This is a genomic window from Paenibacillus typhae (assembly GCF_900099765.1).
Classification (GTDB): Bacteria; Bacillota; Bacilli; order Paenibacillales; family Paenibacillaceae; genus Paenibacillus_AQ; species Paenibacillus_AQ typhae.
Genome location: NZ_FNDX01000002.1, coordinates 33,991 through 46,877 on the forward strand (window position 1 = coordinate 33,991; position 12,887 = coordinate 46,877).

13 protein-coding genes are annotated in these 12,887 nt (G+C 48.1%); 12 read left to right on the plus strand and 1 reads right to left on the minus strand.

The window, feature by feature from the left end; genetic code table 11:
- Positions 1-57: 57 nt before the first annotated feature.
- The 5 genes from BLR64_RS01785 to ppsA all read left to right on the plus strand — a co-directional run bounded on the left by BLR64_RS01785 (position 58) and on the right by ppsA (position 5,770).
- A complete protein-coding gene (locus BLR64_RS01785) occupies positions 58-537 on the plus strand; it encodes a GyrI-like domain-containing protein (RefSeq protein WP_090711635.1) in 480 nt (159 codons plus the stop codon).
- Positions 538-705: 168 nt separating this feature from the next.
- Complete coding sequence (locus BLR64_RS30680; protein WP_244157581.1) at positions 706-1,209, plus strand: alcohol dehydrogenase catalytic domain-containing protein; 504 nt, start codon at positions 706-708, stop codon at positions 1,207-1,209.
- On the plus strand, positions 1,158-1,730 hold the full coding sequence (locus BLR64_RS30685) for an NAD(P)-dependent alcohol dehydrogenase (RefSeq protein WP_244157582.1): 573 nt from the start codon (positions 1,158-1,160) through the stop codon (positions 1,728-1,730). Before BLR64_RS30680 ends, BLR64_RS30685 begins: the two co-directional genes overlap by 52 nt.
- A 149-nt stretch (positions 1,731-1,879) precedes the next feature.
- Positions 1,880-2,806, plus strand: a complete 927-nt coding sequence (locus tag BLR64_RS01795; RefSeq protein WP_090711638.1) for a serine hydrolase domain-containing protein — start codon at positions 1,880-1,882, stop codon at positions 2,804-2,806.
- A 348-nt stretch (positions 2,807-3,154) separates the two neighbouring features.
- The gene (gene ppsA, locus BLR64_RS01800; protein WP_090711640.1) at positions 3,155-5,770 is read left to right on the plus strand and encodes a phosphoenolpyruvate synthase; all 2,616 of its coding nucleotides are present in this window, start codon (positions 3,155-3,157) and stop codon (positions 5,768-5,770) included.
- On the opposite strand, the gene BLR64_RS01805 is transcribed toward ppsA, so the two are convergent.
- The gene (locus BLR64_RS01805) at positions 5,762-6,163 is read right to left on the minus strand and encodes a MerR family transcriptional regulator (protein WP_090711642.1); all 402 of its coding nucleotides are present in this window, start codon (positions 6,161-6,163) and stop codon (positions 5,762-5,764) included. The genes ppsA and BLR64_RS01805 overlap by 9 nt on opposite strands.
- Positions 6,164-6,311: 148 nt before the next feature.
- On the opposite strand from BLR64_RS01805, the gene BLR64_RS01810 reads away from it, so the two are divergent.
- From BLR64_RS01810 to BLR64_RS01840, 7 genes are all read left to right on the plus strand, one after another.
- Positions 6,312-7,361 (plus strand): NAD(P)-dependent alcohol dehydrogenase, encoded by a 1,050-nt coding sequence (locus tag BLR64_RS01810; RefSeq protein ID WP_090711644.1) that lies wholly within the window; start codon positions 6,312-6,314, stop codon positions 7,359-7,361.
- Between the two features lie 162 nt (positions 7,362-7,523).
- Positions 7,524-8,138, plus strand: coding sequence for a TetR/AcrR family transcriptional regulator (locus BLR64_RS01815; protein ID WP_090711646.1), 615 nt, complete (start codon positions 7,524-7,526; stop codon positions 8,136-8,138).
- Between the two features lie 26 nt (positions 8,139-8,164).
- Positions 8,165-9,046: an ABC transporter ATP-binding protein gene (locus tag BLR64_RS01820; protein WP_090711648.1), complete on the plus strand. Its 882-nt coding sequence runs from the start codon at positions 8,165-8,167 to the stop codon at positions 9,044-9,046.
- A gap of 4 nt (positions 9,047-9,050) precedes the next feature.
- Positions 9,051-9,851 carry an ABC transporter permease subunit gene (locus BLR64_RS01825; RefSeq protein ID WP_090711650.1) on the plus strand — a complete coding sequence of 267 codons (801 nt, stop codon included), beginning with the start codon at positions 9,051-9,053 and terminating at the stop codon, positions 9,849-9,851.
- A 39-nt stretch (positions 9,852-9,890) separates the two neighbouring features.
- Positions 9,891-10,685 carry an ABC transporter permease subunit gene (locus BLR64_RS01830; RefSeq protein ID WP_090711652.1) on the plus strand — a complete coding sequence of 265 codons (795 nt, stop codon included), beginning with the start codon at positions 9,891-9,893 and terminating at the stop codon, positions 10,683-10,685.
- A gap of 227 nt (positions 10,686-10,912) precedes the next feature.
- On the plus strand, positions 10,913-11,845 hold the full coding sequence (locus BLR64_RS01835) for an AraC family transcriptional regulator (protein WP_090711654.1): 933 nt from the start codon (positions 10,913-10,915) through the stop codon (positions 11,843-11,845).
- Between the two features lie 169 nt (positions 11,846-12,014).
- A complete protein-coding gene (locus BLR64_RS01840; RefSeq protein ID WP_415841054.1) occupies positions 12,015-12,878 on the plus strand; it encodes an ABC transporter permease in 864 nt (287 codons plus the stop codon).
- Positions 12,879-12,887 lie beyond the last annotated feature (9 nt).

The window sequence follows — 12,887 nt, forward strand, 5'->3', positions numbered from 1 at the left end:
ATATCAAGTGAAGAAGACAAATCCATTCACAAATCCACAGAAGAGGAGTTTTTCACAATGGCACAATTTACACTGGAACAAAAAGAAGGCTTCACCGTTATTGGTCTGGGCACTGAGCTTAAGAGCCACTATACAGACTATGCTGGCATCAATCAAGAAAAAGCGGACTTTTGGCAGCAGGTCAGCCAGGATGGAAGACTTGATTATTTAAAAGAAATCGCCGCAAATGACTACATTTTTGCCGTCAACGAAGCGGTGAATAACAAAATGATGCACTATGCCGGTGTTATTTCGGATCAGTCAGCCCCGGAAGAAGCCAGAGTAATCGAGTTCCCCGCAGGGGATTATGTAGTCGTTAAAGGGGAAGCGGAGACGGCAGAGGAACTGAATCATACGCTTACCGGTATTGCGTTTGGTCAAGCCCTGCCCGAGGCAGCAGATTACGCTTATGTCGGCGGACCTAACACGACTGTAGAGATGGGGCGGAGAAACGGCCTGCTGTATGGTGAAATGTGGATTCCCGTTGTGAAAAAATAATACAGTCAACGCCCTTTCCGGGCACCACACGAAACAGCCTAATGGAACGGCACAGCCGGTCATTGGGCTGTTTTTATTCTGTCGCGAATAAGCATGAAACCATATGGAACGGCCAGCGTTTTAGTTAGAGAAAGGCAAATACAAGATGGTTATGGAATGGAGATGAACATGGGAGAAATACGGAGCAATTCAGGAGCACCAGGCAAAAGAGGCGGCGGGTCAATGATGGCGATGGTTTATGATACTTATGGATCACCAGAGGTCCTCCGGATTGAACAGGTAGAGATCCCTGAACCTAAAGACCATGAAGTGTTGATCGAGGTGCATGCAGCTTCAGTCAACTCCTGGGACTGGGATCTCCTGCGCGGTAAACCTTATGTAAACAGAATTGGCGCGTTCCGATCACCCCGTTACCGGATTCTTGGGGCGGACATTGCCGGGACAGTCATTGCAGCCGGAGCAGCCGTCACACGCTTTAAGCCTGGAGACGAGGTGTTCGGTGATCTGTCCGGCTGCGGCTGGGGAGGTTTTGCCGAATATGTCTGCGCGGCCGAGACTGCTCTGACACTCAAACCTGCAACACTCAGCTTTGTTGAGGCCCCCAGGCTGCTGTTCTGGCCTTGCAGGGTCTGCGTGACAAGGGGCATTTGCAGCAGGGGCAGCAGGTTCTGATTAATGGCGCAGGGGGAGGAGTCGGGACATTCGCTATCCAATATGCCAAGCTGCACGGGGCAGAAGTGACTGGAGTCGATAACGCCGGAAAACTGGAGATGCTGCAGGCTATCGGGGCAGATTATGTGCTTGATTATACACAAGAGAATTTCACCAAAAACGGGAAGAAGTACGATCTGATCCTTGACGTTGTCGGGAATCGCTCCATAATCGCCTTGAAGCGTGCGCTCAAGTATAACGGCACCTATGTGATGATCGGCGGACCGACCCCGCACATCCTCCTGAATCTGCTATGTTCACCGTTTATTTCTCTGTTTGAAAAGAAAAAAGTAACCATTCTGATCCATAAGCCGAACCATAACGACCAGTTGCTCTGGAAGGAGTATGCTGAAGCTGGCAAGATACTTCCGGTAATAGACCGGGAGTACCCATTAAGCGAAGCTGCCCAGGCGGTCCGTGATATTGGAGAAGGTTCCGTGAAGGGCAAAACCGTCGTCAATATGATGTCAAAAGAAAATTAAGTTCTAGACTGAGAAAACAAAGCATTAGACTGGCACTACATCGTTAAGCTAACGGGCTGATTAGCTGAACAAGATAAATGGAGCATTAAACGTTTCAAACCATAAATCGGCAAACCCTTTTAATTATCAAATGATGAAGAGGTTACAATATGAATAATGAATTATTGAATGATTTAGTGTTGTCCGTAAAAAGCCAGAATCTTCATGTGCTGAATGTAATTGTTAGACAAGATGGTAATATAATTGCAAAACATGATTTTGAAGAAGAAAAGCCTACTCTCTTGTATTCAGTAAGTAAGACGTTTACATCAATGGCAGTCGGTATTGCTATTAATGAAGGCTACTTTAAAATTAGTGACCTCGTTATAGATTTTTTTCCGGATATTCAACATGTCCCAATTAATGAATATCTAAATGAGATGACTATTCATGATTTGCTCTGTATGGGAACTGGACATGCAGAATGCCCAGTTATGAAGGCAGATTGGAATAACGGTAAAGAATGGGATATTTCTCAATTGTTTTTTCAAGAACCGGTTATATTCAAACCAGGTACCCACTTTACCTATAACAATGCTTCAACATATATGCTTTCAAAAATCATAAGCAGTACAACGGGGAGCAACCTAAATGAATATTTGGATGAAAAAATATTCAGACATTTAGATATACCGAAACCTAAATGGGATACATGTCCAATAGGAATTCCTCAAGGATTTTCAGGGCTATATTTAACAGCAGAGCAATTATCGAGATTTGGTCAATTGATTCTTGATAAAGGAATGTGGAAGGGTAAGCAACTTATTCCTTCAAGTTATATCGAACAAGCAACATCTGTCCAAATAAAAACCAATGATTTCACCCCGTATTTTGCTACGGCAGACCATCATCAAGGTTACGGTTATCAAATATGGATGAACTCATATTCTAATTCATATCGTATGGATGGTTTATATGGTCAATATGTTGTAATGCTGCCAGAGAAGAATGCAGTTATAACATATATTTCAGATGAACCACAAAATATGACAGGGGTACTTGAACTTACATGGGATACCTTAATAGAGAAACTATAATATTATTGAGAACTGGGTTTAGCCATGATACTGATTCAAGCAAAACGGCTTTGGTGCTTATTGAGCTAACGGGAAACAACAGTTTCAACAACAACGGCGGCAGTCTAATCCTTTATTTTCAATAAACACATGAAGCTCTAAGCTTCTATAAGGAAAATAAAAGAACCTGACCAAAAGGCCAGGTTCTTTCTTATTGCATATGTAAAGGACCGGTGATATAATCAGCCTACCTCTATTTATAATCGTACAATAAGTCATAAAAATCTCATCTTATATTTTAAATTTACCACGCTGGAATGCTCTTGTCAAATGTTTTTTTCTCAAATCAAATGTTAGGGGAGATATGGAATGACTTCTTTGGTTCTCGGCTTTGCGGAAATGGATGATGCACAGCTTAGTCTCGTTGGTGGAAAAGCATTGAATCTGGCCAGATTATCCAGGGTTGAAGGGATACTGGTGCCCGATGGCTTCTGTGTGACTACAAACGTTTACCGCCAAGTTGTAGCAAGCAGCGGGACGTACCAGGATTTGCTCGAGCAGTTGAAGATACTGTCAGCCGAAGACCGGAAACAGATCGCTGAGATCAGCGGAGAAATCCGCCGGCACATTCAAGCCGTGAAAATGCCTGAGGACATTGCCTCAGCTGTCACTCAATATATCTCCGTGCTGGGGGAGCAGCATGCCTATGCCGTCCGCTCCAGTGCAACCGCTGAAGATCTGCCGTATGCCTCCTTTGCCGGACAGCAGGACACTTATCTGAATATTAGCGGGACGAAATCCATTCTGGAGCACATCAGCAAATGCTGGGCTTCGCTCTTTACAGACCGTGCGGTAATCTACCGGATACAAAATGGCTTTGACCATACTCAGGTGCTTCTGTCCGTTATCGTCCAGCGGATGGTTACTCCGCTGGCTTCTGGAATTATGTTCACTGCTGATCCGGTTACCGGCAGCCGGAAGGTGGTATCCATTGATGCCGGCTTTGGCCTGGGCGAAGCGCTGGTCTCGGGCCTGGTATCTCCCGACAGCTATAAAGTCCAGGACGGGGTAATCATCAGTAAACAAATAGCCGCTAAACAGCTGGCTATGTATGGCCGCCAGGAAGGCGGAATCCGGACGCATGGGCTCGACCCGGAACAGCAGACCACCCCAGCACTCAGTGAACTGCAGATTATAGAACTTGCCTCGCTTGGAAGACAGATCGAAGCGTATTTCGGCTGCCCGCAGGACATTGAATGGTGTCTGGCTGACAACGTCTTTTATATTGTCCAGAGCCGGCCAATCACTACGTTATTTCCGGCCCCTGAAGCGGGAGACCAGGTGAACCGTGTCTATTTATCCGTCGGCCATCAGCAGATGATGACGGATGCCATGAAGCCCCTCGGCTTGTCCTTTTACCTGCTGACGACACCTGCACCTATGCGTACCGCCGGCGGAAGACTGTTTGTCGATGTGACGCCCCTTCTGGCATCACCGGACACCGGAGCAGCAGTCATCAGCGCTCTCGGAAAATCTGATCCGCTGATTAAAAACGCCCTTATGTCCCTTGTAGAGCGCGGAGATTTCATCCAGCCTACACAAGAGAACCCGAAAGTTCCCTATTCACTGAAAAATAATGAAAATACCGATCCCGGAGTGTTCAACGCACGGATCGAATTCGATCCGGCAATTGTACCTGCTTTAATCAAGCGTAATCAGGCATCCGTTGAAGAACTAAAGCTGCGTATCCGGACGCAATCCGGACCAGCTCTGTTTGATTTTATTATCGAGGATATGCAGGAATTGAAGAGGCTGCTCTTCGATCCGCAGAGCTCGGCTGTCATTATGACAGCTATGGATGCTTCCTCCTGGATCAATGACCGGATGAACGAATGGTTAGGTGATAAAAATGCTGCCGATGTGCTTTCACAATCGGTAGCGGACAACATTACTTCTGAGATGGGTCTGGCGCTGCTTGATGTTGCAGATGTTATCCGGCCTTATCCTGAAGTTATCCGGTATTTGCAGCAGGTCTCACAGGATGACTTTTTGGATGAGTTAACGAATATGGAAGGGGGACAGGAAGCCGGCGATGCTATCCGTTCCTATCTGGAGCAGTACGGAATGCGCTGCAGCGGAGAAATTGATCTGACCAGAACCCGTTGGAGCGAAAATCCGCAAATCCTAGTCCCGATGCTTCTGAATAATATCAAGCATTTCAACCGGGGCGCCAGCAGGCAGAAATTCGAGCAGGGCCGGCAGGAAGCCCTAAATAAGGAGCGGGAGCTCCTGGGCCGCCTGGAGCAGCTTCCTGATGGCGTGCAGAAAGCGGCTGAAACGAAACGGGTCATCCGCCTGCTCCGCGGCTACATCGGTTACCGGGAGTATCCGAAATACGGTATGATCAGCCGCTACTATATTTATAAGCAGGCCCTGCTTAGGGAAGCCGGTCTGCTCGTTGATGCAGGCATTATTGAGCATCCCGAAGACATCTACTACCTTACCTTTGAAGAGCTCCGCGAAGGCGTCTGCACACGCCGGCTGGATTACGGGATCATTGAGAAACGAAGGGAAGACTACAGACGGTATGAAAAGCTTACTCCGCCGCGGGTCATTACCTCCGACGGCGAGCGGATTAACGGTGACTATGGGCGCGTTGATCTTCCGGCCGATTCCCTTGTCGGCCTCCCGGTTTCGTCCGGAGTCATTGAAGGCCGGGCACGTGTCATCATCAATATGGAGCAGGCGGATCTCGAGGAGGGGGATATTCTGGTCACACTGTTCACGGACCCCAGCTGGACACCCTTATTTGTATCCATTAAGGGCCTTGTTACCGAAGTCGGCGGACTGATGACCCATGGAGCTGTTATTGCCCGGGAATACGGCTTGCCTGCCGTTGTCGGTGTAGATCAGGCTACCAAGCGGATTAAAGATGGGCAGATGATCCGTGTACATGGAACAGAGGGATATATTGAATTATTGTAGTTTTTTCTTTTTGTGGATCTCCTCTGTGCCGCACTCAAGGGCTGTCTCATAATAGTGGCACTTATGCTCAATGACTTCCATGGTTTTCTTCAATTCTTCCATCTGTGCTTCTACGGATGCTTTGCGTTCCAGGAACATATCGTATCTTATCTGCAGTGTAGCATCACCTTCTGAGCACCACTCTATGAAATGTTTGATTTCTTTGATCGGCATTCCGGATGCCTTCAGGCATTCAATGACCTTTAGCCCGTCAAGATCGGAATCATTAAAAATCCGTTTGCCGCCGGCAGTGCGCTCTAAATGGGGCATAAGACCTTCTTTATCATAATACCGCAAGGTATGCGGGGTCAGATTAAAATGCTTCGCTGCTTCGTTAATGGTATAGGTCTTCATGATCTGTCTCCTATGTTCAAATTACTTCTTGACTTAGAGTTAACTTTAAGTAATAACATTGATTTTGTAAAGGCCGGACATGCCGGAAGCTTTTTACAAACGGTTATAGCCAAGGCTCACAACCAAACATTTCAGGAGGTACACACTTATGATTCAAGCTAATGCACGCGCCACATTTAATCCGGAGGGCCCGTTCAAGCTGACTACGATCGAGCGCCGGGAGCTTCAGCCTCATGATGTGCTAATTGAAATCAAATATGCCGGTATCTGCCACTCTGACATCCACACCGCCCGCGGGGAATGGGGACCGGTGAAATATCCGCTCGTACCAGGGCATGAAATTGCCGGGATTGTCAGCCAGGTTGGAGCAGAGGTAACCAAATATGCAGTTGGCGACCGTGTAGGGGTAGGCTGTATGGTTGACTCCTGCGGAGAATGCAGCAGCTGCCATAAAGGGGAAGAGCAATATTGCCTGCACGGAAATACTGGCACTTATGGTGCTACTGACCGTTATGGGCACTATACCCAAGGCGGATACTCCACACATATCGTCGTTACCGAAAACTTCGTAGTCCGCATTCCGGACAGCATTCCGCTGGATGCTGCAGCACCGCTGCTGTGTGCCGGAATCACCACCTACTCTCCGCTTCGCCACTGGGAAGCCGGCCCAGACAAAAAAGTAGCCGTAGTAGGACTTGGCGGGCTTGGCCATATGGCAGTGAAGATCGCCCACGCTATGGGTGCTGAGGTTACTGTACTGTCTCAATCCCTGAAGAAAAAAGAGGACGGCCTGCAGCTGGGAGCGGATCACTATTACGCAACAAGCGATCAGGAGACCTTCAAGCAGCTGGCCGGATCGTTCGACCTGATAATTAATACCGTAAGTGCACAGATCAATATTGATGCCTTCCTTTCACTGCTTGCGCTGGACGGAACACTTGTCAATGTCGGTGCGCCTGCAGATCCGCTGGCTGTTAACGCATTCTCATTGATCGGCCACCGCCGCTCGTTCGCCGGATCTATGATCGGCGGCATCCGAGAAACACAGGAAATGCTTGATTTCTGTGCAGAACACAACATTGCATCCGAGATTGAGGTTATCTCCGCCAGCCAGATTGATGAAGCCTGGGAGCGTGTGCTTGCTTCTGATGTCCGCTACCGGTTCGTAATTGATATCAGCACAATGAACCAGGAATAAAGAGTCAGTTTATCTCAAGACACCTTCAAGTGAAAGAGGCTTTGCCACAGAGCAAACACCTTCTCTCTTGAAGGTGTTTTTTTATATTGACCGATTCGGTTTACAGGAATATACTGGTGGCATAAACCGATTCGGTTTACGCGAAAGGATGGAGGTGATGATTTGGAAAAGTTTACGGGCCTGCCGGAGGAGAAGCAGAGCAAGATTATTAATGGGGCCTTGGCATCCTTCAGCCTGAACGGCTACAAGAAAACATCGGTCAGTGACATTGCTGTTTCGGCCGGCATTTCCAAAGCGATGGTATTTCATTATTTCGGCACCAAAAAGGAATTGTATGTTTATCTGATCGGTTACTGCATCAATCTGATTATGAGCCAAATCCAGGAGAGATTCGACCGCAGCATCACTGACTTTTTTGACCGGATCACCATGACTGCTGGCATCAAAATATCAGCGATGGAGAAGCATCCGGCAAGCCTGTCTTTTTTGAGCAGCATATATTTTGAACAGGACCCTGAGGTGAAGCAGGAAATCAAAGCTGTTCTGGCAGCAGGAGAAAGCTTCAGAAGCAGTTTGGCCTACGACGGAATAGACCTTCATAAGTTCAAGGAGGGCGTTGATCCGCAGCTGGTCATGAAGCTGGTGCAGAGGTATACGGAAGGGCATATCAATGAGCTGCCGAATCATGCTGCGTTAGACGTGGAAGCAATTAACAATGAGTTTCAAGCGTGTATCCGTCTGCTCAGAAATAATCTGTATAAAGAGGAATATCTCTGATTAGCTACCTTTGGGAGGGTGCCACTATGAGTGTCATTGAAATGAATCATCTGACTAAACAGTACGGCAAGTCACGCGGCATTAAGAACATTAACCTGAGTGTAGAGGAAGGGGAAATTTTCGGATTCATCGGACCTAACGGTGCCGGAAAATCAACAGCCATCCGCACACTGCTTGGACTGATCTATCCGACAAGCGGAAGTGCCGCCATTTTTGGCCGGAACTGCACGGAGCATCCCGAAATCCGCAAGGAGCTTGGCTATCTGCCTTCAGAGGTATTTTATTATGACAACATGAAGGTAATCGACCTGCTCAAATATTCAGCCAGCTTCTACAAAAAGGACTGCACGAAACGGATCCGGGAGCTGGCGGAGATCATGGACCTCGACCTCAAGAAGAAAATCGACGATCTGTCCTTCGGCAACAAAAAGAAGGTCGGAATTGTGCAGGGACTGCTTCATGAACCGAAGCTGATCATCCTGGATGAGCCTACAAGCGGGCTTGACCCGCTGATGCAGCAGAAGTTCTTTGATCTGTTGAGGGAGGAGAACCGTAAAGGTGCTACCGTCTTCTTCTCCTCACACATCCTCAGCGAGGTCCAGAAGATGTGCAGCCGGGTAGCCTTCATCAAAGAAGGGGAAATCATCAAGCTGGAAAAAATGAGCACACTGCAGGAGAACAATTACAAACGGATCAATATCGAAGGGGTCTCAACCATCAGTAAGGAGGCTTTCGATATCAGCGGTGTGAGCAGGCTTGAGGTCAACGGAACTGCGGCATCCTTTATTTTCAAAGGAAACATTAACACCATCATGCAACGGCTATCCGAAACAGAGCTGCGTAATATCTCCATTGAAGAACCCGATCTGGAGGAAATCTTCATGCATTATTATGTGAAGGAGGATTAGCGGCATGAATATGTATCTGCATGAGCTAAAAGCCCTCCGCAAATCAGGCGGAGGCTGGGCCTGTGCCATGATCGCACTCGCCGCGCTGTTTCTGTCCCTTTATCCCAGCATGGTGAGCGACTCAGCCGATTTCACCAGTCTGCTGGAGGGCTATCCCGCCTCTGTAAGAGCCATGCTTGGCATTAATCTGGAGTATATAACCTCCATACTGGGCTTCTATTCAATGGTGTTCGCTTATATTGCATTATGCGGAGGTATTCAGGCTATGCACCTCGGAGCTTCTATCCTTTCGAAGGAAGCACGGGAGCGTACGGCAGATTTCCTCCTCGTCAAGCCTGTCTCACGGGCAAGGATTGTCAGCGCCAAGCTGCTCGCAGCCTTAACGGTGATCCTGGTCACCGATCTTGTATACTTCTTAGTGACAGCGATTATAGCAAGTGCCGTAGCCACTGCAAATTACAGTCTTTCTATGTTCTTCATGCTCAACCTGCCCCTGCTGTTTATTCAGCTTATTTTTCTGGCGGTGGGCCTGGTTGCTTCCGTATTTTTCAGCAGGCTAAAAAATGTGCTGCCTCTTACGCTAGGCGTCGTTTTCGGGCTATACATGACAGGTGCCCTGCTTGCTGCGGGATCGGAAGGGGAATTAGCACGTTATCTCTCACCGTTTCAGTATTTTGACAGCATCTATATTATTGAACATCACACCTTTGAACTGCAGTACCTGATTGCCGGCGCGCTTATTGTTGCAGCTGCGGTATCCGTATGCTACCGGGTGTATATCAAAAAAGATATCCATGCAGTGTAGTCAGGCGGATAATGGATTTAATGCCAAGGAGGCCAGTATATGAATATGTTCTGGAGAGAGCTTACGGCGGGCCGTAAAGCATTAATTATATGGAGTATATGTATGCTTTTGCTGGTCGTCAGCGGTATGGGCAAATACACCGCCTATTCCTCGGGAGGAGCAGGCAGTGACATCTTTAACCAGATGCCGTCTTCTGTAAAGGCACTGCTGGGAATCGGCACGCTGGATGTTACGGTTATGAGCGGATTTTATGCCATGCTGTTTCTGTATATAGAGCTGACTGCCGCTATACACGCCGTTCTGCTGGGCAGCAGCATCATCGCCAAGGAGGAGAAGGAGAAGACCGCCGAGTTTCTGATTGCCAAGCCGGTCTCACGGTCAGCCATTGTGACATCCAAGCTGCTTGCTGCCCTGGCTCAGATTGTGGTTCTTAATCTTGTAACTTTGATTTCTTCAATTCTAATGGTTTCTGCGTACAACGAGGGCAAGGACATTTCTGGTGAAATCATCCTGTTCCTGATCAGCATGTTCATCGTACAGCTGCTCTTTCTCACGCTTGGCGCTTTGCTTGCAGCCGGAATAAGCAATCCGAAATCTTCGGGTGCAGCTGCTGCGGGTATACTGGTCGGCTCCTTTGTCATATCCAAAATAACAGATCTGTCAGACCAGCTGGCTGTACTGAAGGTACTGTCACCCTTCAAATATTTCAGCTATAACCGGATTGTGGAAGGGGACGGGCTAAACGCCTTTATTCTGCTCCTGTCTGTCCTGCTGGCCGCTGGAATGGCAGCATCCGCTTATTTCTGGTACGGAAAACGCGAGCTAAAGCTTTAAGGCTGACGAAGCCTTTTGGCATAAATAATTTAACTGAACCGAAGGTGCAGTCCGGGCTTGTCAGCCTGAACGGCACTTTTTTTATATTAATCAGGATATTGATGTGAGTATTATTGACACATAAATAAGCTTCTACTAGGATAAATATAAGTTAATTTTGCCTATGTTCCAGCAAGATACAGTAAGTTTCCACCAGATTCACACACTATATAAGGGGGGCCACCTAGATGCAGCCGCGTGGTCAGAACAGTCTCAGGGAAAAGGTTGTATTTTCCCGGCAATATCCCGTCATCCTGGGCGATACGGTTGGAGTCACTTCAACTTATCAAAGACTGCACGCCCATGATGCGCTTGAGATCAATATGATTAAATCAGGGACCGGGTATTACATCATCAACGGGGAGCGGTATGATTTCCGGGAGGGGGACATTCTGCTGATTAACTCCAATGATCTGCACTGTGCTTATGAAACCGGAAATCTGATTATGCAGGTCATTACGTTTGATGCTGCTTGGTTCATGGGCATGGTGCGCTGTGATCCGGATGTGCTGGCCCCCTTCAAGGATATGGGCCTTCATTTCAGCAATCTGCTGGACCGGGAGAACGGGCAGATCGGCGCTCTCCGCGCGCTGCTGCTGCAGATTCAGGAGGAGCATGAAACAGAAAGCAGGTCTTACACCTCGGTTGTGTATGCCCTTCTGCTGCAATTTTTTGTTTATGTGAACCGCTACTTCCGGATGGACTCCCTGCAGCCCGGCAAATCCACAGTAACGACCACCCAGCTCGAAAAAATCTGGCAGGTCACCCGCATCATGGAGGAGCAGCCTGCTTACCCCTGGACGCTTGAAGAGCTGGCAGCCCTGGTCTATTTAAGCCCTTCACGCTTCAGTGATATCTTCCGCCGCACAGCCGGCATGTCTCCGCTGCTGTATTTAATCCAGTTGCGCCTGGAGAACGCCTATACCCTTTTACAGACCACCGACCGTAAAATCCTCGATATCGCCATGGAGTGCGGTTTCCGCACCCTGTCCAATTTCAACCGGCTGTTTAAACGGCATATTGGAACTGAGCCGCGGAACGTCCGCACTCAGAAAACCCTGCTCGACAGTAAGATAGTGTCAGTATTTGAGCGATTAGGCGGAGTGCCTGAAACAGAATAGGGTTATGATCAAGTCAGTAAATATAACAACATTAGTTATTAGGATTAACAAGAAGTATATGGAAAAGGAGGTTAAAATGCAGAAGATCGCCTATCACATTGAGACAAAAGAGAAGACCCGGAAGCCAAATGCCTTCAAACGCTTTGCCCGGCAGTGGGATCTTCAGCTGATGGTGCTGCCGGCCTTATTCTTTATTCTTGTATTCAGTTACATTCCGATGTACGGTGTGCTGATGGCATTTCAGGATTACAACCTGTTCAAGGGGTTTACAGGCAGTCCCTGGGTGGAACTCAAGCATTTTGAGATGTTTTTTGCCGCACCTGAATTCTGGACAGTCATGCGCAATACGCTTGTAATCAGTCTGCTTAAGCTGCTGGTGGGCTTTCCGGCACCGATTCTGCTGGCACTGATGCTGAATGAGGTTCGCAGCAGAGTGTTCAAAAGAACCGTGCAGACCATCAGCTATCTGCCGCATTTTCTGTCCTGGGTCATTGTCTCCGGCTTTGTAATGTCCATGCTCTCCACAGAGAACGGAAGCGTGAATATGCTGCTTCAGCAGTTGAATCTGATCAAGGATCCGATTAACTTCCTGTCGCTGCCGGAATATTTCTGGACCATCCTCGTTACAACCGGAGTGTGGAAGGAAATCGGCTTTTCCTCCATCGTCTACCTCGCAGCAATTGCCGGTATTGATCCGAATATGCACGAGGCGGCTTCAATAGACGGTGCAGGCAAGCTGAGACAGATGTTTTCCATTACACTTCCGTCCATTTTACCGGTTATTATTGTCTTTCTGATTCTTGCAATCGGCAATCTGCTCAGCGCTGGCTTTGAGGACATCCTGCTCCTCGGCGCAAATCCCGTGCTGCGCGACGTGGGCGATGTCTTAGACACCTATGTATACCGGATCGGTATCCAGAACAACCGTTACTCCTATGCTACGGCAGCCGGCCTGTTTAAATCGCTGATCGGCGTGTTCCTTCTGGTCGGGGCGAACTATGCCGCACGCAAATCCGGAAACAGCCTATGGTGAAGCATGAAA

Coding starts and splice junctions, on each gene's coding strand:
- BLR64_RS01785 (WP_090711635.1), top strand. CDS start 58: ATGGCACAATTTACACTGGAACAAAAAGAAGGCTTCACCGTTATTGGT.
- BLR64_RS30680 (WP_244157581.1), top strand. CDS start 706: ATGGGAGAAATACGGAGCAATTCAGGAGCACCAGGCAAAAGAGGCGGC.
- BLR64_RS01795 (WP_090711638.1), top strand. CDS start 1,880: ATGAATAATGAATTATTGAATGATTTAGTGTTGTCCGTAAAAAGCCAG.
- ppsA (WP_090711640.1), top strand. CDS start 3,155: ATGACTTCTTTGGTTCTCGGCTTTGCGGAAATGGATGATGCACAGCTT.
- BLR64_RS01805 (WP_090711642.1), bottom strand. CDS start 6,163: ATGAAGACCTATACCATTAACGAAGCAGCGAAGCATTTTAATCTGACC.
- BLR64_RS01810 (WP_090711644.1), top strand. CDS start 6,312: ATGATTCAAGCTAATGCACGCGCCACATTTAATCCGGAGGGCCCGTTC.
- BLR64_RS01820 (WP_090711648.1), top strand. CDS start 8,165: ATGAGTGTCATTGAAATGAATCATCTGACTAAACAGTACGGCAAGTCA.
- BLR64_RS01825 (WP_090711650.1), top strand. CDS start 9,051: ATGAATATGTATCTGCATGAGCTAAAAGCCCTCCGCAAATCAGGCGGA.
- BLR64_RS01830 (WP_090711652.1), top strand. CDS start 9,891: ATGAATATGTTCTGGAGAGAGCTTACGGCGGGCCGTAAAGCATTAATT.
- BLR64_RS01835 (WP_090711654.1), top strand. CDS start 10,913: ATGCAGCCGCGTGGTCAGAACAGTCTCAGGGAAAAGGTTGTATTTTCC.
- BLR64_RS01840 (WP_415841054.1), top strand. CDS start 12,015: ATGGTGCTGCCGGCCTTATTCTTTATTCTTGTATTCAGTTACATTCCG.